The sequence below is a fragment of the Citreicoccus inhibens genome (assembly GCF_019039035.1).
GTDB lineage: Bacteria > Myxococcota > Myxococcia > Myxococcales > Myxococcaceae > Citreicoccus > Citreicoccus inhibens.
Window position 1 is genome coordinate 1 of record NZ_JAHNZT010000060.1, and the last position, 23,345, is coordinate 23,345.

The 23,345-nt window shown below is 61.9% G+C and carries 14 protein-coding genes and 1 pseudogene; 13 read left to right on the forward strand and 2 right to left on the reverse strand.

What is annotated here, in order from left to right:
- Together KRR26_RS34725 and KRR26_RS34730 are read left to right on the forward strand one after the other, a co-directional pair.
- Positions 1-511, forward strand: a pseudogene (locus KRR26_RS34725) (hypothetical protein); the annotation flags it as partial.
- Positions 508-1,842, forward strand: coding sequence for a hypothetical protein (locus KRR26_RS34730; RefSeq protein ID WP_120211144.1), 1,335 nt, complete (start codon positions 508-510; stop codon positions 1,840-1,842). The pseudogene KRR26_RS34725 and the gene KRR26_RS34730, both read left to right, overlap by 4 nt.
- Positions 1,843-2,112: 270 nt before the next feature.
- Here KRR26_RS34730 and KRR26_RS37755 read toward each other — a convergent pair whose 3' ends face one another.
- Positions 2,113-3,486 carry a M57 family metalloprotease gene (locus KRR26_RS37755; RefSeq protein WP_120211143.1) on the reverse strand — a complete coding sequence of 458 codons (1,374 nt, stop codon included), beginning with the start codon at positions 3,484-3,486 and terminating at the stop codon, positions 2,113-2,115.
- A gap of 1,140 nt (positions 3,487-4,626) precedes the next feature.
- Here KRR26_RS37755 and KRR26_RS34740 point away from each other — a divergent pair.
- From KRR26_RS34740 to KRR26_RS34760, 5 genes are all read left to right on the forward strand, one after another.
- Positions 4,627-5,364, forward strand: a complete 738-nt coding sequence (locus tag KRR26_RS34740; RefSeq protein WP_199723992.1) for a hypothetical protein — start codon at positions 4,627-4,629, stop codon at positions 5,362-5,364.
- A 2,258-nt stretch (positions 5,365-7,622) separates the two neighbouring features.
- On the forward strand, positions 7,623-9,065 hold the full coding sequence (locus KRR26_RS34745; RefSeq protein ID WP_236069502.1) for a DUF1254 domain-containing protein: 1,443 nt from the start codon (positions 7,623-7,625) through the stop codon (positions 9,063-9,065).
- 63 nt (positions 9,066-9,128) lie between these two features.
- Positions 9,129-10,565: a DUF1254 domain-containing protein gene (locus KRR26_RS34750; RefSeq protein WP_217081950.1), complete on the forward strand. Its 1,437-nt coding sequence runs from the start codon at positions 9,129-9,131 to the stop codon at positions 10,563-10,565.
- A gap of 552 nt (positions 10,566-11,117) precedes the next feature.
- Positions 11,118-12,938 carry an ATP-dependent nuclease gene (locus KRR26_RS34755; protein ID WP_328707272.1) on the forward strand — a complete coding sequence of 607 codons (1,821 nt, stop codon included), beginning with the start codon at positions 11,118-11,120 and terminating at the stop codon, positions 12,936-12,938.
- The gene (locus tag KRR26_RS34760; RefSeq protein ID WP_328707273.1) at positions 12,935-14,728 is read left to right on the forward strand and encodes a UvrD-helicase domain-containing protein; all 1,794 of its coding nucleotides are present in this window, start codon (positions 12,935-12,937) and stop codon (positions 14,726-14,728) included. Before KRR26_RS34755 ends, KRR26_RS34760 begins: the two co-directional genes overlap by 4 nt.
- Before the next feature lie 224 nt (positions 14,729-14,952).
- On the opposite strand, the gene KRR26_RS34765 is transcribed toward KRR26_RS34760, so the two are convergent.
- Positions 14,953-15,924 (reverse strand): YihY/virulence factor BrkB family protein, encoded by a 972-nt coding sequence (locus KRR26_RS34765; protein ID WP_217081953.1) that lies wholly within the window; start codon positions 15,922-15,924, stop codon positions 14,953-14,955.
- 108 nt (positions 15,925-16,032) lie between these two features.
- Here KRR26_RS34765 and KRR26_RS34770 point away from each other — a divergent pair, with 108 nt between their 5' ends.
- From KRR26_RS34770 to KRR26_RS34795, 6 genes are all read left to right on the forward strand, one after another.
- Positions 16,033-17,082, forward strand: a complete 1,050-nt coding sequence (locus tag KRR26_RS34770; RefSeq protein WP_328707274.1) for an AI-2E family transporter — start codon at positions 16,033-16,035, stop codon at positions 17,080-17,082.
- A gap of 534 nt (positions 17,083-17,616) precedes the next feature.
- Entirely contained in the window at positions 17,617-19,623 is a 2,007-nt protein-coding gene (locus KRR26_RS34775) for an AsmA family protein (RefSeq protein ID WP_236069500.1), read from the forward strand.
- Between the two features lie 23 nt (positions 19,624-19,646).
- Positions 19,647-19,799: a hypothetical protein gene (locus KRR26_RS34780; protein WP_217081956.1), complete on the forward strand. Its 153-nt coding sequence runs from the start codon at positions 19,647-19,649 to the stop codon at positions 19,797-19,799.
- 73 nt (positions 19,800-19,872) lie between these two features.
- Positions 19,873-20,271, forward strand: a complete 399-nt coding sequence (locus KRR26_RS34785) for a transposase (RefSeq protein ID WP_217081957.1) — start codon at positions 19,873-19,875, stop codon at positions 20,269-20,271.
- A gap of 483 nt (positions 20,272-20,754) precedes the next feature.
- On the forward strand, positions 20,755-21,342 hold the full coding sequence (locus KRR26_RS34790) for an RDD family protein (protein ID WP_217081958.1): 588 nt from the start codon (positions 20,755-20,757) through the stop codon (positions 21,340-21,342).
- An 86-nt stretch (positions 21,343-21,428) separates the two neighbouring features.
- The gene (locus tag KRR26_RS34795; RefSeq protein ID WP_217081959.1) at positions 21,429-23,297 is read left to right on the forward strand and encodes a HEAT repeat domain-containing protein; all 1,869 of its coding nucleotides are present in this window, start codon (positions 21,429-21,431) and stop codon (positions 23,295-23,297) included.
- Positions 23,298-23,345 lie beyond the last annotated feature (48 nt).

Genomic DNA, 23,345 nt, shown 5'->3' on the forward strand with positions numbered 1-23,345 from the left:
CTTGAAATGGGAGGGCTACCAGGGGATGCGCGCCTACTATGCTCGGGGTATGGCCTTCGAGCGGACCATGGTCGCCATCCTGGAGGCGGACGCAGCGTTGCCCCGGGCGCAGCGGCGCTGGCTCGGCGACTTCGAGCAGCCGCGCATCAAGACGCACGTCGGCGTGTCAAAGGCAGACTTTCGCTACGCGGATGTCCTCGTCATCGAGGAGCGCCCCTCACCTGGCCAGTCACCTCGAGTGGAGACGTTCAGCTTCAAGAGTCGAGACCTCAGCTTCCTAAAGTGGGAGGAGTTGCAGGTGCGGGTGAATACGGATGCGAGCAACGCGATGAAGTACTACGGTGGGACACTGAAGATTCTTAGGGATGGTATGCGGCAACAGGCGGATGTTCAGAGGGTTCGTCTTGTCTATGAAGGACAGGGGCTTCTGCCAAAAGACCCGAAGTTATTTACCGGCGCGGCAAAGATAGCGGAGCAGAAGATTAAGGGCGTGGAGGTAGAGTTCCAATGAAGCTGTTGACACTGCATGACCTGAACAAGGTGGATAGCCTGAGCTTCACCTTCGAGGGGATGTTCGACGCGACAATAGGGGTGGAGCGCGCGTTGGCGCCGCTATTCGATGCGCTTGAAAAGCATGCCGAAGGCTGGATGCCAACAATCGTCAAGTCTGGGCGGAAGCGAAAGTATTCTCGAGAGGCCGTGTGGCGTGCGGTGGAAGAACGACGCGATGAGTACGGCTCAATCATTGGGCTGTACCGCTCGGAGAGTCCCGCAGTATCGCTGGGGCTCAACCTCTCGCTCGCGCAGGGCGAGTCCAGCTTTCACTCCCGTCTTGACGTGCAACCGCTTGATTTCTTCTCCGGAGTGGATTCCTGTCGCACTCTCGTGAGTGTGGCCCGGGACTGGGCTGCTCGGTACCCGGTTCCTTACTCGTCTGCTCACAGTATTGTGGACGAGCAGTTGGCTGGCTCCCCTAGCTTTGGTCGCAGGGAACGAGATGCGCGAAGAGATGGGTTCGACAAGATTTATGAGCTGTTCTGGCTGAACATCTTCGGTCCGAAGCTGGTGGAGTCGGTAGGTCGCGAGCGAGTGCTCTCGACGCCCGCGCACCTCGTGGAGGAACTGCCCAACGGCTCTGTCCTCCTAGTGCTGTGGCCAACTCCCGCCGAATTCGCGAACGACGATGCGCGCGTGGCGCAGGCCCGTGCGCATGTCCACCTGCGGCCGGACCTCGACTTCGACACGGTGCTGCGCACGCTGAGGGAGCGGAGCGCCGCACTGGTTCCGGTCGAGCCGCGCTTCCACCCCGACGTGGCGCCGTTCCTCTCGCGGCTGCCGGATGAGTTCGCCATCAGCGAGCGGCAACGGAAGATTGCCGAATTCAACGCCTTCCGGCCGCCCGAGCCAGAGGAATGGATGCCAGTCGCGTTGCCGTCAGATGTAGCGAGTCCGGAGCGTGTCCTCGAATCCTATGGAGACTTGTCCGAAGGTCTCGTGGCTGTCCTTCACACGGAAGTGCCCTCCATCATGGACGAGACGCCCGAGTCGCTCACGGACCTCGACTTCCACTTCTGGAAAACCCATTTCCCCGAGCGCTACACGCGCGACGTCATCGAAGGGCATACGATACCGGCGTTAGGCGTCTACCTGGGAGATGTCCTCGTGCGACGGTTGGGCGGGACGTGGGTGTTGCGCGAGAAGATGGAGGAGTCCCAGGTGCGGGTGGGCAAGCGCGTCTGGCTGCCCTTCCTCCGTGCGCGTCGGTACATGCAGTCCCGCCAGTCTCTGCTGGAGTACTCGCTCACCCAGTATTTCAAAGAGGCGGAGCGGTACCGGCCATGACTGGGGCTTCCTCCTTGTGTGGTGGACGCCAACCCCTGATTCCTTAGCTCGGCTGCCCTCTCCGCGAAAGGGGGCGTCCGGAATGAGCTGCACCTGAATGAGCTGCACCTGAATGAGCTGGTGTGGTTCCTGAGGGCGACTTCCGAGTGGGAATGAGTTGTCTTGAGCTTCGCGCACTGCTGCGGCAATGCGGGGGGAGGCTACATCAGCGTCGGGCCGGTCGCTTGGCCCTCCGGAAGATGCTCCTCCCGGAGGGCCTTGTCGGCGGAGTTACGGGCTGACCGAGTAGCTTCCGCTCCATGCCCCGTAAGAGAGCGTGGTGATGCCATTACGAGTACTGCCCGTATAGCTGCCTTGTCCTGGCCGGATGGTGACGAGCACCACTCCGCCGCTGGTGGAGATTACGCCCGCGTGTACCGCTGCCGCGCAGACACTGGAGTCGTCCGTATAGGTATCCGTCCCCCACACCGTTCCACCGCTAACAGTGGGGCAGCTGCAACGGATCGCCGTCCCATTCTGTCCGCGGTATGACGTGAAGTCGTAGCTCGTGCAATTAGCGGGTGGCGTCACGCTGGCGATGGAGAGACTTCCGTTCCATGCGCCGTAGGAGAGCGTGGTGATTCCATTGCGGGTGCTGCCCGTGTAGCTGCTCTGTCCCGGTCGGATGGTGACGAGGACTGTCCCTCCGCTGGAGGGAATTGCGGCGGTGTGCACCGCAGCCGCGCAGACATCTGAGTCATCGGTGTAAGTGTCCGTCCCCCAAACGGAGCCAGAGCCTGCGCCGGGACAACTGCAGCTGATTTGCGTCCCGTTCTGACCGCGGTATGCCACGAAGTTGAGGCTGGAGCAGGCTGCGACGCCGCCGGTGCCATAGAGATAACCCAGTGCGGTGATGTCGGTGCTGGTCCATTCGCCAGTTTCAGTTGACCGGAAACAGGAGTTCATGATCGACCCGCCGACGACGGCAGTGGCAGGCGTCCCGGGGATGAGGATGGCTCCAACGCCTGAATCCCCCTCATCTCCGCCGGAGCCGCAGCTGATGCTGCGATTGTAGTAGTCCGAATGGCGGAATCCGATGGTATGGCCCAACTCGTGGGTGATGACGTGCTTGTTCACGTTTAGGCTGTACGTGTTAAGTCCTGTTCCGATGTTGATGACTCCGTAGGGTAGACCACCTGAGGGGAAGCCCGCGGAGCCGCCAGTGCCGGCCATGGTTTGCGCAGTGATATTCGCGGTGCAGCCCGTAGTCGGTCCACGCGCGAATGTTAGCCGGAGTGCTCGCGCGTTGTAATTGGCAATGGCTAGGTCGAGCCCCTGGCTCAGCATGGGATAAGTGTTGAAATCGGCGGTGGGATTGACGCAGATTTTCGTTACGCCCGTGCCCACTTGGTTGGTGGTGCGGTATTGCTCCTCACTCGTCTCGTTTGCCTGGAGCATCTCGCGCGAAGCTTGGAGGGTGATATGGGCGTCGCGCCCGACGTACACGTTGCCGTCGGCGACCATGATGTCGTTGAGGGGAAAGCCAGCCTCAAGCAGGTTGGAGATGACCTCCTCATTGACGTCTTGCTCCGTCTCAGGGGCTCCGCCACAACCGAGCAGCAATGCGCTACAGGAAGCGACGAGGAAAACTGTCTTCTTGAGCATGGGGCCTCTTGAGTTTCTGACTGCGAGGAATGCGCCGAAGGACTGGGATTCCAAGAATCCATGCGGCGCCGCAGAGAGCATCTCTCGGAAATTTGTCAGAACAATAGGGCAAATGGACTCGTGCAAGCTGTCTGGACTGTGCGAATTGAAGTGGCGGAGGGTCGTGTGGGCCCGGGGTAGTTCTGACCTTGGGTTGGCTAGCCTGTGTTGTTGTTGGAAGGCTGTTCCTGAATGTGCAACAGCTTAGAGGCCCTCCGGGTATTCCGGAGGAGAGCCGTGCGCGATGCGGCGAGGCGTACCTGTCAAAGGGCCGCGAGTCGTTGGCCGCGGCGAGGCCTGCCGAGGCAGCGCCTCACCTGGAGTGGGCGAGGGCTCTGGCTCCAGGCAACGCGGATGCGGCGAGCCTGCTCTCGAGCGCGAGGGAGCTGTGCGGGAGGGAGGACTTCAAAGTTCAGGGGCCGGCGATTTCCGCCGGGTTGCGGCGGGCGTTGGTTCAGGCCAAGGCGAAGGAATGGGACGCAGCGGAGGTGGAGTTGAATGCTGTCGATGCCACCCTGAAGGGGTAGGAGGGGCTCGAGGTCGCCAAGACGAAGGAGTGGAACAGCCTGTCGAGGCAATTCGCCCACCAGCGCAAGCGCATCCAGCCCGGGCTGGAGAAGCTCCAGCTCGCGGCCCAGAAGCTGATGGTGGAGATGCGCGGGGAGAGGCCTATGAACTCACCGTGGGATGGCTCCGTTCCGGAGGTCGAGCGGCACCTCAAGAAGGTGATGAATGACCCCGACTCCTATAAGCACGTTTCGTCGTCGGCTCCTGTTGCGCGCGATGCCTTCTGGATTGTGAAGAGCTCCTTCCGGGGAAAGAATGCCTTCGGAGGGAAGGTCATCAACACGAGGTTCTTCTTCATTCAGCAGGGACAGGTTGTCCGCGTGGAGGAGTCGGGCGGGTTGTCCTCCCAGGCACGAGGTGCTGTACCTCCTCGTGCTAGTAGAGGGGCCGCCCAGGATGGCGCAAGCCAGGGACTGGTTCCCCATGCATGGCGCTCTTGCTGCTCGCGGTCCTGGTGGGCGCATTCGTTGATGAACCGTTGCAGCCCTTGTCGCGACGTTGAGGCCGAACGACGTGCGCAGTGGCGGTGCGCCGATGTCGAAGAGGATTCTGGAGATGAGCATGACAAGATTGGATAAGGTGTTTCGGGACGTCGCATGCGCGCACCTCAAGGAATTTGTTCCTGGTAACAAGTGTCCCGATCAGTATGTGGCTGACCTGGGCCAGACCCCACTAAGCTTCAATAGGCGGCCAGCCGATGAGGCACCGAGAGATATCGCGCCGGTCATCCTCATCCTTGAGTCCCCGCACGTCGAAGAGTATTGCGACCGCGACGACCCAGTCCCTGCAAACGGCGAGACAGGAGAAGGGATCAGGAACTGCCTGTGGATGGCATTGGGGCTTCTAAGGGGCGCTAACCTCAGTCGCCGTCCGTTGATTTTGGCCAATGCCATTCAATATCAGTGTTCGTTGGGTGGCTACAGTATGCCCGGCATAACCACGCGATTTCATAGAGACAGTGTTTTCGTGCGAATGTGGAATCGCTCCCCTCGTACTGCCAGGAATAACTTCAGCGCCAGACTGGTGCAGTATGTCGGCTCGCATCAGCCGTTTTCGCAGGATGAGCCGGAGGGCTATGTCGTCATCAACGCCTGCACCCGCGGCGACAAAGTCAGCAAACTGAAGCGTCAGCTGCGCATGATGGTCGAGGATGTGGTTCTCGACGAGCTTGGTCACAAGAGCCATATCAGGGTTGAGCACCCATGCTCCTGGGCGCGGAGTGCGGTGAGTCTCGGCAGGCTCCGACCATGGCGGTATGTCGCCGCCACCTAGCGGGGCGGGCCAGCAGCTCCTTTTGGTCCTGTGTTTGGAGTTCGAAGACGCGCAGTGTGCGGTTCACACCCTCCACCCTGGTTGCCGTTGTCCCAGGTCGGCCGGCGTAGCCGCAGGTGATGATGTTCAGCACTCTGCTGTCCGTCCTGTTCTTCCCCTCCACAGAGTGCGAATCCAACGGAGGTGGCTGTTGGTGCTCCGCTCGAAACCGGTACGAGGCTCGTGCCGGTTTGCCCCCTTTGTGGGCGCGAGGTTTCTCGGAGGAGGCCGTTCCTCCGGGACGCCTAGCGCGGGGGCTTCTTGGGCCTGAGCGGAGTTGGATGCGCTACGCGGCAGCGGGGCGCCGCAGCTCCACGGCGTTGAGCGAGGGGCGGGCTCTTTGTCGAGTCTAGGCGCTCTCGGAGGATTCTGGGGCGCTGTGGGCTGGAGTGCCGACCACCTGGTGCGGCGACCGAGCCCCTCCGTGAAACGGCGGCGGAGTCGGCTGATCCGAGGCCGCTGAAGGCGTCTTCACTTCGAGTGCTGGTTTTGAGAGGCCCGATGGCCTTGCGTTGCGCCCTCCGGGAGCGGGAAAGCAGGCCAGAGACGCAACCGAAAACCAGAGAGAGGCGCCCTCCCAGAAACCTCAGAGCAGAAAGAGCTGGGCTCCAGGGGAATGTTGTTAAACGCCTCCCCGACAGTTAACAGCACCTGTTAACCGCTCTCTGCCTCTCTCTCCCCAAAACGGGTCCGAGAGCACTCCTGGGGGCCAAACCGGCGGCGTAGAGCAGGGGCCAGCGCAGTCTGCGGGGTAGAGAGCCGAGAGTGCCCTCTTCATCTCCGCGAGCCAAAATCCCTTGGGATTCAGCGGCTTAAGCACGAAGGCCCCGCGATGTCATCGCGAGGCCCGTGTTAAACAAAAAAGGCCCTACCGGTTGGTAGGGCCTTTCAATTAGCTCCCCGAACGAAGGCTTCTGCGAACTCGTTCTCTGCGCTCTCTGTAGAGGCTGCGACGGAAAACACGAGAAAAATCCTGGGGTTAGGCGAAGTCGGGAAAACTCGGGGTCCGATTGAGTGTCCGCAAACTTCTCTGCGGCCGTTTCCCCGAATATCGCGTGTTGGGGATGGCGTCCAGACTCCCCAAGGTGGGGCCATGTGGGATGCCGGGCCAGCATTTCGCTGGAGGCCCTGCGCCTGCGTCCCCACGCTTTCCGCCGATGCCTACCCCCTGGGGGATTGCCCCGCCTGCGCGCCCGACGCCTATTGCTGTTGGAGGAGGCCCTCCATGTGGATGCGGCGGACGCAAGATGTGGAGCGGGAGGCCGACGGCCGGCGGGAACTGACGGTGGAGGTCTTCGTTCACGAGCGGCGAAAGCGGCGTCGCTGAGCTCCAGCCCGCGGGCGCTGAGTGGCTGCGTAGGACGGCGGACCTCAAGCGCCAAGGCAGCGGCACGGCCACGGTGCGGGTGGCGGCGTCGGGGCTGTACCGCGTGCGGAGCGTCGCGAGCGCCCACGTGCCTGGGACGCCTACGCCGAGATGACGGAGGTAGATGGCGCCGGCCACGCCACCGTCCTTGCGAGCAAGAAGGTCCCATGCACGAGGGGCCACGCTCCAGTCCCTGGAGGGACGCTTCAGCACCACCACCACCCGGGCCGTCCGCGTGCCTCGCTCACTGGCATTGACGCACTGCTGAATGCGGCGGTGACGCGCGCATGACGCGGCGACCGAGTTTTGGGTAGGCACAGCCTCCCTATTGCGCCGAGATGATGTCGTTGATGTCGCGAACCTTGCCCGCGCGACTCGCTCATTCACATAGCGCGCGTTGTGGCTTGCTCATTCTGTCGTGAGCGAAGTCTTGGTGGGTAGACTCGCAGCTGCACTATCTCCTTTCGATACTTGGTTCCGTTCGCATTGTTCCGCGCTTGCCTGCTCTCGACTGCGGCAGAGATTCAGAACCACCCAGACCTCCCGCGGGTGAATTCCGGGAGTGCGGCCTCGCGAGCCCTTGAATGGAGGGTTGCCCGGCCGGGGTTGTCACCGGGAACTGCGAACCTAGATTGTTGAATAATGACACCGTCATGTGCTCGGGCCCGGCTGTTGGAGCCGTGTTCATGGCCGCGAGTGCAGTCATTTGTCACAGGGAAGCGTTGAGCGTATTGGCCGAGTTCGTGAGGTAGCCGAACCGGTGGGCCACTGGGACCTCGGGAGTGTTGTCGAAGCAGTGCCCACTCCCTGGATAGTTGTGCCGCTATCTCTGCTGCGTGAAGGAGAGACCGTGATGCCGAGTTCTCAGCCCCTCCCTGCTCGGGACGCGTACTGGCGCGACCTTGCCAGCGCACCATTTCCCAATGGCTATCCTGCCGAGGACGCTAGAACACGCCTACTGGAGGAGCTCTACTTCCAGCGCGCGGTGCAAGTCTATCTGGGGGCTCTACCCGCGGTGAACATGCTGGCAATCCGTGATGGTTCAGAACAACTCTGGGGTGCCGGATACAACATTTTGCCAACGTGGAAGACACGGATGGACGCTAAGGCGATCATCCCCACGCCGAACGCAGATGTAGTCTACGCTCAGGGCTATCTCGACTTGAAGAAGGATGGACCGCTTGTGGTTGTTGCTCCACCCGGACTGATCGGCATGTTCACCGATTTCTGGCAACGCGCCTTGACCGATGTTGGAGTCGGTGGTCCGGACAAGGGGCACGGCGGAGTCTATCTGCTTCTACCGCCAGACCACGACGGACCTATTCCCAGTGGTTACCACGTCTTTCGCTCGTCGACGTTTAACGTATTCCTGTTCTGGCGTGCACCCGCGACAAAGGGTTCCAGCGGACCAGACACGAGTCAGGCCGTCGCCAACATAGAGAAGACGCTTGTATACCCTCTGCGCATGGGCATCCCCGGGGATTGGAAGAGGATGCAGTTTCCCAACGCATCTGGCGTCCTTGCGAAGATGATGTACCCACGCGATGTGAGCTTCTATGAAAAGCTCGCTCAGTTTCTCGACTATGAGCCGGTTGAATCGGTAGACCTATATCTGCGAGGCATGATGGCCTCGATTGGAATCGTGAAGGGCAAGCCATTCATGCCCGATTCGCGCCATCGCCAGATTCTCGAGGTCGCGGCACAGGTTGCGCCAAAGATGGCAGAGTCACTCAATGTTAGCAGCGAAGTGCTTCCGGAACGACTCTACTACCCGGGTAGGCGACATTGGATTAATGCCTATTCTGGCGTTGATGATAGGTTCTTTGGAAATACGTTCCTCAATGTCGACGTTCAGGCGACGTTCTTCCTCATGGCCTATTCGTCGGCGCCGTACATGAACATCAACGCGCCTGGCCTGGGGGCGAGATACCCCAGCACTTTCAGGGACGGCGACGGCGACTATCTCGTGGGGGACCGTACGTATCGCCTCCATCTTCCAGCCAATGTTCCCGCGGCCATGTTCTGGTCGGTCACACTCTACAGTCCGGTGAACGGAACGATGGTGGACGCAGGGCAGTCGTTCCCCTCGATCAACTCCATGGGACAAGTCTCGCAGAATCGCGACGGCTCCTATGACCTTTACTTCGGGCCGAAGCTACCCTCCGGTGCGCCGGAGTCGAACTGGATCAGAACCGTCCCAGGACAGGGCTTTGCGGCGTCGCTGCGTCTCTATGGCGCGACAATGAGTTTCTACGACCTGAGCTGGATTCCAGACGATGTTGTGAAAATGATGTGAGCGATGCTGTTCCGTTGTCTTGATTCTGAAGATTCGTCTTTAGGCGCAACTGGAGGTGCTTCGATGGATTCGAAGCGCAAGCTTGAGAGCGGTGCATTTCCTGTTTCCGCGCAAGATGTACCGACCGTCCCCTATGAATTCGAACGCGGCTATCCGACCTCCGCAACCGCTCGGCGCTCTCGCGATGATGCAGCCTTTCACCGTGCGGTGATGGCCTATCGGTTCTGGTTTCCAACGGTGTCGGCAGAAGGAATCTTCAACGGGAATCGGGAGAAAGGCATCCTTGATAATGAATCCATCGCAATATTGTCTGCGGATCCTCGTCAAATTGCTTTCACCGCCAACTCCGACACGCCCTATGGGGCTGGAACTCTCGACCTGTCGAGCGGGCCGATGGTCATTGAGTTGCCGCCAGGTCCGTTGATCAGCTTGGTCGACGATCATCATCAGGGATGGGTCCTCGACATGGGCCTCCCTGGGCCGGATGCGGGGAGAGGCGGCAGGCATCTTGTGTTGCCACCTGGATACGATGCGGATGTCCCGTCTGGCTACTACATCGGGCGTTCGCCATCACTCAAGAATCTAATCGCGGTACGCGCTCTGCCGGTCGATGGTGACGTCAACGAGGCAATGGATGCGCTCCGTAGAATTAGGGTCTATCCACTTGCGACTGCTGCCAGTCCCAGACTTCTTCAGTTTGTGGACATGACTGGGCAGACGATGGATGCCACCCCTCTGCGATGGGAAGACAATTTTCAGTTCTGGGAGGTCCTCAAGAAGATTATTGACGAGGAGCCGATTGTCGAGAAATACCTGCCGATGTACGGAGAGTTGTCGGCGCTTGGTATCGAGAAGGGAAAGCCATTCAGACCCGATGCGGGCCAGCGAGCCATCTTGGAATTCGCGGCCAAGATAGGGCGCGATCAATTGCTAGTCTCCGCGTTCTACAGCGCGCGGCCCGACAGGTTGAACTGGCCGGACCGCAAGTGGGAGTGGGCTGCCCTGGTTCCAAATAGCTCGCAGTTTGAAACGCCGGCTGGTGTCGACCTGGAAGCTCGCGACCGATGGTTCGCCCAGGCAATCGTGGCTTCGCCGGCCATGTTTAGTCGAGTGATGGGGGCCGGTTCGCTGTATTGGCTTGGCGTGCGCGACAAAACGGGCATGTTTCTGGATGGTGGCAAGAGCTATAAGCTTAGTATTCCGCAGCCGGTGCCCGGCAGACTGTTTTGGTCTGTCACTGTCTATGACGTCGCTACGCGCTCGCAGATTCAGAATGAACAAAATAGGGCGGCCTTGCGTTCGTTGTTCGAACTCAGGGACGCCGCTGGACTCCCCGAGGTTGAACTCTATTTTGGTCCGGGAGCGCCTGGTGGGAATCAGCAGCGGTGGATTAAGACCACACCCGGCAAGGGGTGGTTTGCCTTCATCCGCATCTATGGCCCAGAGCGGGCTGCATTCGACAGGAGCTGGAAGCCTGGTGATTTCGAAGAAATGAAGTAAACATTCGCGCGCCTCGCTCACTCGCATTGACGCGTTGCCGAAAGTGGCCTTGAGGCACCCACGGCGCAGCAAGCAGATTTTGGGTAGGCACACCTGTTCAATACGGCCGCAGGGCCCATGTCGCGGCGGCCGACGCATAGGCATGTACATCCCCATGTATCGGGTCTGAACAGACCCGGGGTGGAAATGCGACGCGTTCTGATGACCATATGCGGCTGCGGCACTTCGATGCCGCGCGATGCAGGCGCTATCCCACAAAGGCAGGGCGACGCTGAGTTCGTTTCCATGTTGCTCGGCGAGCGCGACGCACCGTCGTGCCGAGCGCGAACCAGCTAATAGGTTGGCGGTGGGCACGACGAGGGGGCGCATTGGCACTCTCTGCTAACGCTCGTAGCAGCAACATCTGTCGCGCCAGGCCGCGCAGCGGCCCGCCTGGGGCCTTGGGGCCCCAGGCTTCATGAAGTGTGCGTGGTTGCAGGGCGCTGGCCAGAACGCCCGATTTGAGGCTTCATCTTCCCGTTTACTCTAGGCATCAACAACGGAGGAGGGGGCGTGTACTTGAGTCATGTAGTAGTGAATGGATTCCGTAATCTCGGTGCCTTCTCGCTTGAACTTGCCCCTGGCCTAAATGTTCTCCTTGGAGAGAACAACATCGGGAAGACAAACCTGATGGACGCGATCCGTGCGGCCTTGGGCGCCGCTTCAACTGCCAATGGAGAGCCGGTTCGGTTGCGACCAGACGATTTAGCCGCGTCTGCGGACGGGCAACTGGATGGCGTTATCCGCATTGATCTCACCTATTCTGGTTTGAGCGATGAGGAAAAGGCAGAGTTCATTGAACTGCTCGACTATGACGCCGCGAAGCCAGACGCTTCGGTGGCAAGTATTCACTTCGAATGGCGTTGGAGCGCGGCGCAGCAACGGTGGCACTCGCGGCGTTGGGCTGGGAATCGGCCTGACGCCGAGGCTGCAGTGCCTGAGGAAGTTCTCCAGTCTCTTCCGGTAACATTTCTTGAGGCACTTCGTAATGCACTAAGCGCGCTTGTCCCGGGACGTAATAGTCGCCTTGGACGCCTGCTGGTGCTTCAGTCGCCGCCTGGTGATTCCGAGCGCCAAGTGGTCGAGAAAATTGTTCAGGATGCCAACATGCGACTGGAGCAGTCCACGCTCATCCTGCGGGCACAAAGTCGCATCCAAGATGTCCTGAGGATGGCATCGGGTTCAGTTCTTGGACAAGAAATTGCCATCCGGACTGCTGAGCCGAATTTCGAACGAATTGCGCGCGGGTTGAGACTTTTGTTTGCAGAACGCCACGGCGGGACGTCAGGTGGAATGTCTGCGCTTGCGGATCTTGATCGAAATGGGCTTGGATACAACAATCTTCTATATGTTGGAACGGTTTTGGCTGAGTTGGAAAATCTCACTAATGCTGCTCTCTCTCTGTTGCTCGTGGAAGAACCGGAGGCACATCTGCATCCTCAGTTACAGACGCTTCTTGCGGACTGTCTCGTGGGGGGGGCATCGATGGGGGCGGAATCACGTATTCAGACGATTGTGACAACGCACTCGCCAACCATTGCTGCGCATGTGTCGCCAGCGGCAATCACTGTGATGCATCGCGATGAGCATGGGCGGCCATATGCTGCTGGACTGCGGAATTGCGGCCTCAACACTGAGGAGTTCAGCAAGTTGCGGCGAATGCTCGACGTGACTCGGGCTTCGATGCTGTTTGCTCGAGGAGTCATTCTTGTTGAAGGGATCTCGGAAGCCTTGTTGTTGCCTGTGCTTGCGCGCCGCCTCGGCATGGACTTGGCGGCGTGCGGCGTCAGCATTGTCCCCGTTCACGGAGTGGACTTCCGAATTCTTGGAAAGCTCTTCGGCCCCGGGAAGTTGCAGCTGCCGCTTTCTATCGTCACGGACGGCGATCCGCCAATTGAGGGTGCGAATAGTCCCTCAGCGCATCCGCGTCGTGAGCCCAACGGTTCCTTGATTGTAGAGGGCGACCGTGTTGCCAGTCTTCGAGACTCCTTTTCTGGACACCAAACTGCTCGGGTCTTCATTTCTAGGGTGACATTTGAGTTTAATCTTGCGAGCGAGGCTTTGGAGAATGCATCTGTGATGGTGGATGCGTGGTTGGAATATTATCATCAGAAAAAGAAGTCTCCACTCCAGCCGGAGCTTGTTGCCAATCTGGCTGCGCCAGAGGAGCGGGCGCTCGTGCTGTGGCGCGCCCTGTGTCATTTTAGGGGTGGTCCAGGAAAAGCTGAGTTTGCGCACTTGCTTGCTGCACGCCTGGAAGATTTGAATAGGCCCTTCGTTGTTCCCAAATACCTCTGCGACGCATTTGAGCATGCTTGCAGGAGGGGCAAGTGAACTCACCGGCAGCTACGGAGTTGACGCCGGAGCAGCGGGACGTGCTCAATGCTAAGGACCGGATCGTTGTCGTCCAGGCCGCCCCAGGCAGTGGAAAGACGCGCCTGTTTGTCGAGGTTCTGCGCCGCCACCTGTCCGCATGGGGGCAGCGGGGCAGTGGAGTTGCTGCGCTGTCCTTCACAAACGTAGCACAGCAGGAAATCGCCGACCGACTGGGCGGAACTTCTTCGCCGCCGCATTTCGTGGGGACGCTGGACTCGTTCTTTTTGCGATTCGTGGTGCGTCCGTTCGCATCCCTGCTCGGCTTGTCTCCCAGAGGGGTGAGACTCCTTCCTTCTCCCTTCGACTTGCAGGCTTCGGCGAGGATGGTCGACGTTGCTGGGAATGGAAAGCCAGGGGAGAGGGTAAGCATCTTTGCTCTCGCCCCTGTCGGCGGCAACGAGGCTATGCCGACCTTCTCATGTGTAGACCGCTTCGGTCGGTCCATGTCCGTAGGGAAGGGTATCCATGAGGAGGTGCTGCAGGAGAAGCGCCGCGAGTGGCTGCGGAATGGGCGTATTACTCACGCAGATAGTCACTATCTGGCGGCAGCGCTATTGCGACACCCAGTGTATGGGAGCAATATCGCACGAATTGTTTGTCAGCGTTTTCCTGTTGTCCTCGTTGATGAACTGCAGGACACGGGGTGGTTCCTGGGTCGGGCATTGATGGCCTTGTTTGAGAATCCGAAGCTGCGCGGTCTCTTGGTGGGCGATCCTGACCAGTCTATCTATGAGTTTAGTGGGGCGAGTGCGGAAATCTTCCACGAAGTGCTGCGGTTGCCGGGAGCCAAGAAATACCAGTTGTCGCGGACGCACAGATGCGCAGAACGAGTTGCAGGCGTCGCTTCGGCGCTCTCCGTGTCGAGGCAAGCTATTAACGCTAATGGCAATGGACATGGACGAGCCATCCTTCTCGTTCACGCCCACTCAAAAGCCAGTGAGGTGTCTGCCGAGCTACTCCTTGCCCAGGTTCGCACGATGGCCCCAAATGCATCATCCTATGCTCTGCTGGGGCGTGCATCCTCTACCGTTCAGCACTTTACCTCGAATCTACGGAGAGACGGCTACCCTGGCTCCATGCGGACTGTGCGCCAGATGGACATGGCTGCCAGACTCCTTGCGGATGGCTCGCCTGCTAATGCAGCTCGGATTGTCGAATTGGTTCTTGCTGAACTCGTACTGAATGACGGCCCGTTGCTATCCGTGTCAGAGCTTCAGCGGGCGGGTATTAACGCGAGGGCCTGGCGCTTAGCCATCGGGTGGGTCACATGGGCCGCATACAGCGTGGCGAGTCCTGGTGAGTCCTGGGGAGACTGGAAGCGCAGGATGCGGCACATGCTGTCGAACACCTCTGTTGCGCTTGGACGGCCACTGAAGAACACGGTGCTGGGGGCTAGGTTCAAGCAAGAAATGCTTGATAACGAGCCGCGGCCTCCACCAAGTGGGGAAAATGCTGGCTCGTCATTGGTTCAATCGAGGCTAACGGCGAGCACCGTGCACCATGTTAAGGGGGCAGAGTTCGACTGTGTTACCTTGTTTGTGCCCAAGCCCCAAAAGAGTGGCCGAGGTTGCCCATCGGCGGAATGGTGGTCGGAGGGAGTTTCAGCTGAGGAGCAGCGTATCGCTTTCGTTGCTGCTAGCCGTGCCCGAAACACGTTCGTGCTTTGTGTTCATCAGGCGAGTTATGATGCATTGCTTGCGCGGCGGCCCGAATTTATTTCATTGTTCGAGGTTCATGGTGGGGCGTGAGTGAGCCGTGGCGATCCCAATTGCAGCGCCGTGCTTGCGTGGGCTGATGGCAGATGCCCCTCTTCTTACCAGCAGCGGCTCCAGTTAGCGGCTGGGCGATCCGGCTGGCACGTCTCTTTGGCCCGCTTGTGGGCCTCTGCCCCCTGTGTCAGGGAGGTTTTTGCTTCGGCATGCGCGCCTCGCTCACTCGCATTGACGCACGGTCGAATGAAGCATTGACGCACTCATGACGCAGCGACCGGACTTTGGGTAGGGCCAGGGGGCCGCCGTCGCCTCGAACGAAGGCGGGCTCCGCTCTTCGCTCCAGCGGGATGCCGAGCGAGGACGGCGTTGACCTCTGCGCCCAGTATCAGCGCGAGCGAGGAGATCCACATCCATAGGAGCAGGACGATGATGCCCCCCAAGGCGCCATAGGTGATGCCGAAGGTGCTGAAGTGGGACACATAGAAGGAGAAACCCAGCGAAGCAGTGAGCCAGACGAGCACCCCGACGACGGAGCCAGGGGTGATGAGTTTGAATCGCTGTCGAGCATCCGGGAGCACGGAGTAGAGGGTTGCCCAGAGCATCATCATCAGGAGCGCGGCGATGGGCAGCCGCAGCCAGCCAACGAGCGTCGTCCATGGCGGCCCGAATCGGGCGGCGAGGGCTGGGGCCGCCACGGTGATGAGCCCGGCGAGCACTGCCAGGATGGCTGTCGCCAGCATCATCCCAAGCGCTATCCCATAGACCTTCCAAAGCGGGCGGCTCTCCGTCACGCTGTAGGCCGTGTTGAGGGCCTCGATGAGGCTCACCACGCCCGCGGCCGCCGACCATACCGAGGCCAGTGCGCTGAACGTGAGCAACCGACTGCTGGGCATGGAAGTGAGTTGCGCCAGCTGCGCATAGAGGAGCTGGCTGAATGCAGGGGGCACTTCGCGTCCCAGCGCGCCGATGATCGCTTGCACTTGCGCGGGTTGGATGACGAGACCCGCCAGGGCAACGATGAACAGCAGGAAGGGAAAGACGGCGAGGACACCGTAGAACGTGAGGGCGGCCGCTGCGTTACTCAGCTTGTTGCGCTTCCACTCCTGCCTCAGTCTCGCAAGAACGCCCCTCCACTGCGCCCGTCTGACGGGTTCCTCTCTGCGTGTCTCGACAGGGCTCCTGTCCGAGCCGGACGCTTCCTTACCCGCTGGGCAGCGGGACACACCGTCCATGGTTGTCTCCTAGACGAAAGGTAGCCTCGCCCTCCTTGGCGGCAGCCCTTGATGGACTAGGACAGAGCGATGCCCTCTCGTGAACCGTCGAGCCGGCAGTCCTCCCAGGTGAGTTCCAAGACGGTCTTCACCGTGTGCTTCACGGTTCTTGCCGTCACGGCGCTGGCGTATTTCATCCTGAAGACCCGGGTCTCGCTCGTGCTCACCGTCGGCGCGGTGATGGTGGCCATTGCGTTGGACCATGCCGTCAAGTTGCTGACCCAGCGAGGGCTGAGGCGCTCCCTGGCGATTGCCGTCGTGGTCGTCGGGCTGATTGCCGTCGGGGTAGGGCTGGGCCTCCTGGTCATCCCTCCGGCGATTCGCCAGGGGCGTGCGCTGGTGGCCGAGGCCCCAATGCTCTGGGAGAAGGTGCAACACACCCGGTTCTTCATGGCGCTCAACGCCCGGTTCGATGTCCAGGAGCAGCTTCGCCAAGAGAGCCAAGGCGCGACGGGGGCAATGAATCTCAATCCAGTGATTTCCGCGGTCGGCGGCATCCTCCGTGTGCTCGGTGGGCTGGTGACGCTGCTGTTCTTGACGATCTTCGTTCTGGTCTTCGGTCCCGACCTCAAGAACAGCGCGTTGGAGGAACTGGAACTCGAGAGCCAGGAGCGCTACGCGCGGATCGTCGCGAACATCTACCGCTCCGTGGGGGGATACCTCGAGGGGCTGTTGGGCATCTGCTCGCTCAACGCATTGGTGACGACCGTCTTCCTGGCAATCACCCGGATGCCCTTCTTCCTCCCACTGGGGTTGTTGAGCGGCGCTTCGAGCCTGGTCCCATACGCCGGGCCTTTGGTCGTGGGCTCGATGATTACGCTGCTGGCCCTGATGACGGGCGGGCTGTGGAAGGGCGTGGCGACTGCCGTGTACTTCGTCCTCTACGGGCAGTTGGAGGGTAACGTCCTCGGGCCGCTGGTGTACCGCCGCACCGCGCACGTGAACCCGCTGGTGACTCTGCTCTCCATCGTGTTCCTCGCGGAGTTCATGGGCGTCGCGGGAGCGGTGATTGCGGTCCCGCTCGCCGCCGTGGCCCAAGTCGTGGTGCGTGAACTCCTCACCTTGCGCAGAGCGCGGCAAGCGCAGAGAGCCGCTGTGGACTCGGTCGAGAAGTTATGAGCGAACGCCCTCTCATTCGCTGGCCCTGGTTCCGTGGGCATGTTGACGATGCCGCCACTCGCTCAAGCTCGGCCGCGTGAGCGCGCCTCGCTCACTCGCTTCGATGCATGGCTCCTCCATGAAGGCCCAACTCAACCAGCGCCTGCTGCTGACGCTCGCGCCGTGAACACCCGTGCCGAAAGCCGGGACGCCGCGCCTGCTGGCTTCTCCGCCGTGGTAGTTCGCCCTTGTTCCTCCGGCCCCGCGCCGTAGGAGTTTCAGCTTGGTGAAGACGAGGTGAGGGGGGCGTCCGGTCGAGAGCGGGGTCTGCCCCTGCGCGCTCGGGCCGGGTGATGGGGGCAGGATGCTTCTTGGTCAGGAGGCAAGCGAACGCAACGCATGGGGCCCCTCCGAGGCTGCCTTGCCATGGGCCGGGCCATCGCCCCATGGCCCACTCCGTTGTCGCAACCAGGTGTTGTCGCCATCCTTCTCAATGGGGGAGTTGCGGACGCTTCTTTCCGACAAGCAGCAGACTCACTGAGGGAGGGCGGAGGATTGAAGGTCAAGTTCACACCTCATCGTGGGTGGAAGGTTTCGCTGGGGCTCGCGGTCGCTGCGCTGCTGTTGGTTGTCGGGGCGCTGGTGCTGAAGCCGACGTGGATAGCTGGGCGTCTGCGCGGGCAGGTTGAGGCCATCGCCACCAAATCCTTTGGTCGGCCTGTGACCATCGAAAAACTAGAGGCCCACTGGCTGCCGAGACCCGGCGCGACGATTACGAACCTACGGGTCGAGGGTGAAGGCACTGAGCCGCCATTCCTTGAGGCCGCACGCGCGAGCGCAAGCGTCCAGGTCTGGCCTCTGCTCCGGAGCTTGGGCAAGGACCTCCGTGTGGGCGGGGTGGAGCTTGATGGCGTGAAGCTGAACTTGGTGCGGCGCAAGGACGGGACGTGGAACTACGAGTCGCTCGGGCGTTCCGGCACGCAGTCCGAACAGGAGCCGTCCGTTGAGCGCATTCGGCTCCGCAATGGCGTCGTGAATGTGACGGACCAACACTCGGCCGGAGGGACCGCTGCGGTTGCGCTTCGGGCCATCGATGCAGACGTGAAGAACCTTGGGCCAGGCATGACGCTCGAGGGCACCATGAAAGCCGCGCTGGCGGCGCCGAAGCAGAATGTGGAGCTGGACTTCAAGGTCGAGCCGCTCGGTGCAGGGGAACGCCAGCCAGGCTCGTCATGGCCCAAGTTGACGATGCATCTGCGCGCAAAGGGCCTCTCCGTTCCCGCATTTCGGAACTTCCTTCCGCCAAAGGCGACCCGGTACTTCACCGGCGGACGGGTGGATGTCACCGCCGACGTCAAGACGGAGAGGGGCGCGTATTCACTCGCAGGGCACGGCGCTGCGACGGCGCTGCGGCTTCGTGGTGACCCGGCGAGCGGCTCGTTTGCTTTTGACTCGCACATCGTTCCGGCCAAGGCGAAGGCCACAACGGTGAACTTCACGCAGATTGCTCTCAAGGGCCCGGGCCTCGAACTGGGGGGCACGGCCTCGGTTCAGCTGATGCCCCCGCGTGTGCGGTTCGCGCTTCAGGGAGGGGAGCTTGACCTGAAGCACTTGCTCGGTTCCCTGCCCCCTCAGCCTGCGGCAGAAGCGTCATCCACCGCGCTGCCCGTCTCGGTGCGCGCCCAACTCGGGAAGGTGGATGTCGGCGGCACCCTCCGGCTCGCGAAACTCAGTCACGGTACGCTGATTGCTACGGATGTGGATGCGGAGGCAAAGCTGGATGAGGGCGTGCTCTTCGTCCAGCGTGGCCGCGCGACGCTTTACGGGGGGCAGGCGGACATCTCCGGGACTCGGGTGGACCTGACGAAGGAGCAGCCCACCTGGTCACTGCATGCGGTCCTCACCGGATTGGATACGGAGCAGGCCTTCCAGGCCCTGGCGGGGAACCCGGTGCTGCAGGGCAAGGCCAGTGGCAAGCTTCAGCTCAACGGCACTGGAGCGGATTGGGCCGAGGTGCGAAACAACGTCAACGGCTCCGGGGACGTGCAGCTTCGCGACGGCGTGTTGACGACGGCGGACCTTGGGTCCGCGGTGGCTCCGGTCCTGGTGCAGGGGCAGTCAGCCCCTGGGCACCAGGGTGCGAAGGGGACAGCGCCGCAGGCGGGACACGGCACCCGATTGAAGGACTTGAGCGCTCAGTTCCGGGTCCAGGATGGATGGGTCTCGTTCACGCAGCCCATGGCGTTCCAGTCGGACTTTGGCGATGGGACGCTGGATGGTCGGGTGGGGCTCGATGAGCGATTGGAACTGAAGGGGACTATCAAGGTCTCGAAGCAGTTCGTCTCGGCGATGACCCATGGCGTGGTTCCAGTGGGGTCGCCAGTGACAATCCCTCTCGCGATTACGGGCTCGTTGAGGTCGCCAGAGGTGAAGCCTGGCAGCGCGAAAGGCGCCGCGCCGGACGTGCTTCCCAAGGTTCCATTGCTGAAATCGATAGAGAATCCGGTGAACCAGGCTCGCAAGGGCATCGGAGGCATCTTCAAGAAGCGGCCTCGAAAGTAGAGAAGGCGATTCACTCTTGCTGTGTGTGGCGCGCTTTCGAGACCGTCGAGGAACGCCGCAGGGGTCTGCGGGACTGGGCCCGCCGTGACAACGAGCACTGGCTGCTGGAGCGCCGCGACTTCCTCTCGCCGAACCAGGCTCGGCGAGAGCTGATGCAGCCGAAGCTGGCGGCCTGATGACCGCCAACCTGGTGTGGTGTAGCCCCCATTTCAAACGGACAGGTCGCTAACGCATAGGACCAGCCTAGGAATGGACGCGAAGACACACGAAGTAGAGGACATCCAGCCAGCCCGAGCAGGACGTCGTCGACGCTTCAGTGCGGATGAGAAGCGCCGGTTTCTGGAAGAGACGATGGCCCCCGGGCAGAGCGTCTCCTCGGTGGCTCGCCGGTACGGACTGTCGGCGAGCATGTTGTTCCACTGGAGGAGGCTGGTAGAGGAAGGGACTATGTCCAGCCTAGGCACAGAAGAATCGGTGGTCCCCGAGTCCGAGGTGAAGCGCCTCCAGGCCCAGGTGAAGGAGCTGGAGCGGTTGCTGGGCAAGAAGACGATGGAGAACGAGATTCTGAAGGAAGCATTGGAGCTTGGAGACGAGCTTCAAGAAGCGCGGGTCTTCGATCCACGCGAGCGTGGAGAAGCGCGGGAGTGAAGGGCCGCGCCCCGGCGCTCGAGGTGCCGAAAACTGGCGGGCGGGAAGCCTTGGGCCACGCTGAGCTGCAGAAGTGGACGAGATGAGCGACCTGGAGGCATGCCAGGCCGCTGGACAACTGGAGTCGCTACCTCTCCGCGACAAGCAGCAACAAGAAGCGCCCGTGTCACGACAGCGTCCACCCAGAGGCCCGGGTGCACGAGCTTCGAGAGCGAGAGTGCCGTCATTGCGGGGAGCGATTCTGGCTCTGTCGGAGGTGCGACAGGGGGCAGGCCTATTGCCGTGAAGTGTGCCGCAGTGGGAGCGATGGCTGCACGCTGTATTCACCAGTAGAGATGCGGCCGGTGATTACTGGGGCCGTTGAAATGTACTCGCTAGGTGGCGCAGTCCGCCGCCCTACGGCGGATTGCGCCCGCGAAAATGTGACGGGACAGGGAAACACGTTGCCGTCTTGCTCCAGGAATGGCTGGAGTGCGACTGCCCATGTCCGACTTCTCCGAGGCTGTGTCGTCCGTTACTAGCGCCCAGTGTCCCGAGCATTCCGGCGTGCCAGTTGCAGGTATCTGCGTTCGGTGCGGCACCTTCGGTTGTTTTGTTTGTCTGACGCCTGAGTCTGGACTCTGTTTTCGGTGCAGACACTTTGTCCCCGCGCTCGCTACGCCTGGTGTGCGTCTCCTGGCCAGTCTCATCGACCTAGCCGTGTGTTGGACGCCCTCGCTCATTGCCAGCGCGCTGCTGCTCCCACTCTTTGCCCAGACGGAGGGGGATTGGGCTGCCCTCCAGGCGCGAGTCTTCTGGCCGCCGATGTTCCTCGTGTGGGCAGGCCAGGCATGGCTGGTTCACAGGCGAGGACAGAGCCTAGGGAAGAGGGCGGTAGGCATTCGGCTGGTGCGCGAGGACGGCCAGGCTGTTGCGCTCTGGCGAGTCATCCTCCTGCGCAACATGCTGCCATGCGTCCTGGGCGCGATGTGCGGTCCCCTCTGGCTCGTGGACGTGTTGTTCGTCTACAGCCCCGAGCGCCGCTGCATCCACGACAGGCTGGCCGGCACCCTCGTCGTGAGGACTCGCTGAGGCGCCGGGCCGAGCGCTCCGTGTTTTCCATCTAGAGATTCACATCGTGGGCCCACCTCTGAGGCGGGATGGGGGAGAAAGTCGTCATGAAGACTGCGGCGAAGGACGGACACACCCGCGTACCCGCATGGCTCGTATGCGCGGTGCTGGCGCTGGGGCTGGCGTGCTCCCGGCACACGTGGAAGCGCGGCGACGACGTCATGTCGTGGGAGGGCTGCTGTGAAGATGCGGAGGAGTGCCTGGCGCTCCTCCAGGACGTCGATGGCCCAGACACCGAGGAGAGGATGCTTCCGGAAGCGCAGCAGTGCGCTGCCTGGAAGTTGGGGCGACTCGGGGAGCCCGTCATCCCCCAGCTGATTGCGCTTCTCCAACACCCGGAGCGGAGAGTCCGCGGGGGTGCAGCTCAGGCGCTGGCAGACATGCGAGAGAAGGCCAAGGGGGCCGTGCCGGCGCTCCTCGCTGCGTATGAGAGAGAGCCGCGTGGGATGGCCCTTCACGCCCTCACTCTCATTGATGATGCGAGTGCAGGCCCTGTGATTGCGCGCCATCTCGAGGAGTCCCCCCTCCCGATGCTGGAGCAACTCGGCCCCAAATTGGCACCGGTGCTGCTGGATGTGCTGGAGAACCCAGAGTCGAGCTGGGCGGCGCTGGTACGTGTGCGTTACGTGCTGTCGCGCCGCAGCTACCGCTACGCGGAGACTTTTGTGCCACGCCTCCGGGCGCTGCTGGCGCGGGAGCTTGCGGAACCCACCCTGCGACGCCCACCGGGGACGTCCTGCCCTGCCGTGCCCCTGCCGAGCTGCGAGGCCATCTATGACGGGTGCACGCCGCGCGCGGCCTACGTGGTGTCGGTATTGGGGGCCGCGGGAAAGAGAGGTGTGGCTGCGGTGCCGGAAGTTGTCCAGGCCCTGCAGCGGGCGGATGTGCGCCTCGCGCCCGTGGCGCTGCAGGCACTGGTGGCCTTCGACAGTCCTGCAGCCGTACCCGCCGTCCTGGAGCAACTGGCCCGCGCGGAATGCCAAGGGCGTGCCCTGACGAGTCTCGCCTCCCTGGGCCCCGTGGCGCGGCCTGCTGCGACAGCCCCGCTGCTGCACCTGTTGGCCACGGGGGAGGAGGGGTGGACGCGTGCACGGGCTGCCGCAGCCCTTGGGCGCTTGGGGGACCCAGCCGCGCTCGACGCGCTACGCCAGGCGGCTAGCTCGTCACACAGCGAGGTGGCGGGCGCTGCTGTCCGGGCCCTGGGGAGAGTGGCCTTCCGTCCTCACGCTGAAGAGGTGCTGGCGCTACTGCAGAAGGTGGCGGAATCGCACTCCTCTCCTGTGGTGCGCAGCAACGCGCAGCGGAGCATTCAAATATTGAAGCCAGCGCCGGCGAGGCAGGGCTCAGCTTCGCCGCGCAGTTGTGAGGCGCTACGTCGGATGGGCAGTGAGGAATGGCCAGTCGACGAGAGCGGCATTTCTCTGGTGCTGCACACGATGGAGGACAAAGTCGCGCCCGCGAATGGCCCTTGTGTGGGTGTGCCCGGTGCAGATTCCGCTGCCGTCCTCGAGCCCATGGGCGATGCCTGTCTTGTTGGCCATGACGCTGGGGAATTCGGAGGCTCGCTAGAGGTGCATGAGAAAGGCCGGGTGACAGTGCTCGAAGCACCGGACTCCAATCCTCTGTTTGTCGTGCGGGTGCACGGTGCCCTCGTGGTGGCGGAGGGCGTCATGCACCTGTATGGCGGGGATGGACGCTTGGTTCGCATTGACGCGTCCAAGGCGGGCTGGCGCGCCACGCCCTGGGTGGAGTTACCCGGCGCACCCATGGCGCACGCGCTGAATGCCGCGGGGGACCTCGTTGTGGCGACAATGAACCAACGCCTCGACGAGCTTGTCTGTGGCCGTGTGGACGGGAGCGCGGACACCTACGTGCTGCGCGTCACCGAGGACGGGCGCCTTTCGCCAGAGAAGTAGGCATGCGCCGCTGGGTGAGGAATTCACTGGCCCAGCGCTGGGCAGTAG

What these genes read in the sequence shown, in the direction of transcription:
- KRR26_RS34785 (WP_217081957.1), top strand. Translation starts at nt 19,873, where the DNA reads ATGGACGCGAAGACACACGAAGTAGAGGACATCCAGCCAGCCCGAGCA.
- KRR26_RS37755 (WP_120211143.1), bottom strand. Translation starts at nt 3,486, where the DNA reads ATGCTCAAGAAGACAGTTTTCCTCGTCGCTTCCTGTAGCGCATTGCTG.
- KRR26_RS34790 (WP_217081958.1), top strand. Translation starts at nt 20,755, where the DNA reads ATGTCCGACTTCTCCGAGGCTGTGTCGTCCGTTACTAGCGCCCAGTGT.
- KRR26_RS34745 (WP_236069502.1), top strand. Translation starts at nt 7,623, where the DNA reads ATGCCGAGTTCTCAGCCCCTCCCTGCTCGGGACGCGTACTGGCGCGAC.
- KRR26_RS34730 (WP_120211144.1), top strand. Translation starts at nt 508, where the DNA reads ATGAAGCTGTTGACACTGCATGACCTGAACAAGGTGGATAGCCTGAGC.
- KRR26_RS34765 (WP_217081953.1), bottom strand. Translation starts at nt 15,924, where the DNA reads ATGGACGGTGTGTCCCGCTGCCCAGCGGGTAAGGAAGCGTCCGGCTCG.
- KRR26_RS34795 (WP_217081959.1), top strand. Translation starts at nt 21,429, where the DNA reads ATGAAGACTGCGGCGAAGGACGGACACACCCGCGTACCCGCATGGCTC.
- KRR26_RS34740 (WP_199723992.1), top strand. Translation starts at nt 4,627, where the DNA reads ATGTCGAAGAGGATTCTGGAGATGAGCATGACAAGATTGGATAAGGTG.
- KRR26_RS34750 (WP_217081950.1), top strand. Translation starts at nt 9,129, where the DNA reads ATGGATTCGAAGCGCAAGCTTGAGAGCGGTGCATTTCCTGTTTCCGCG.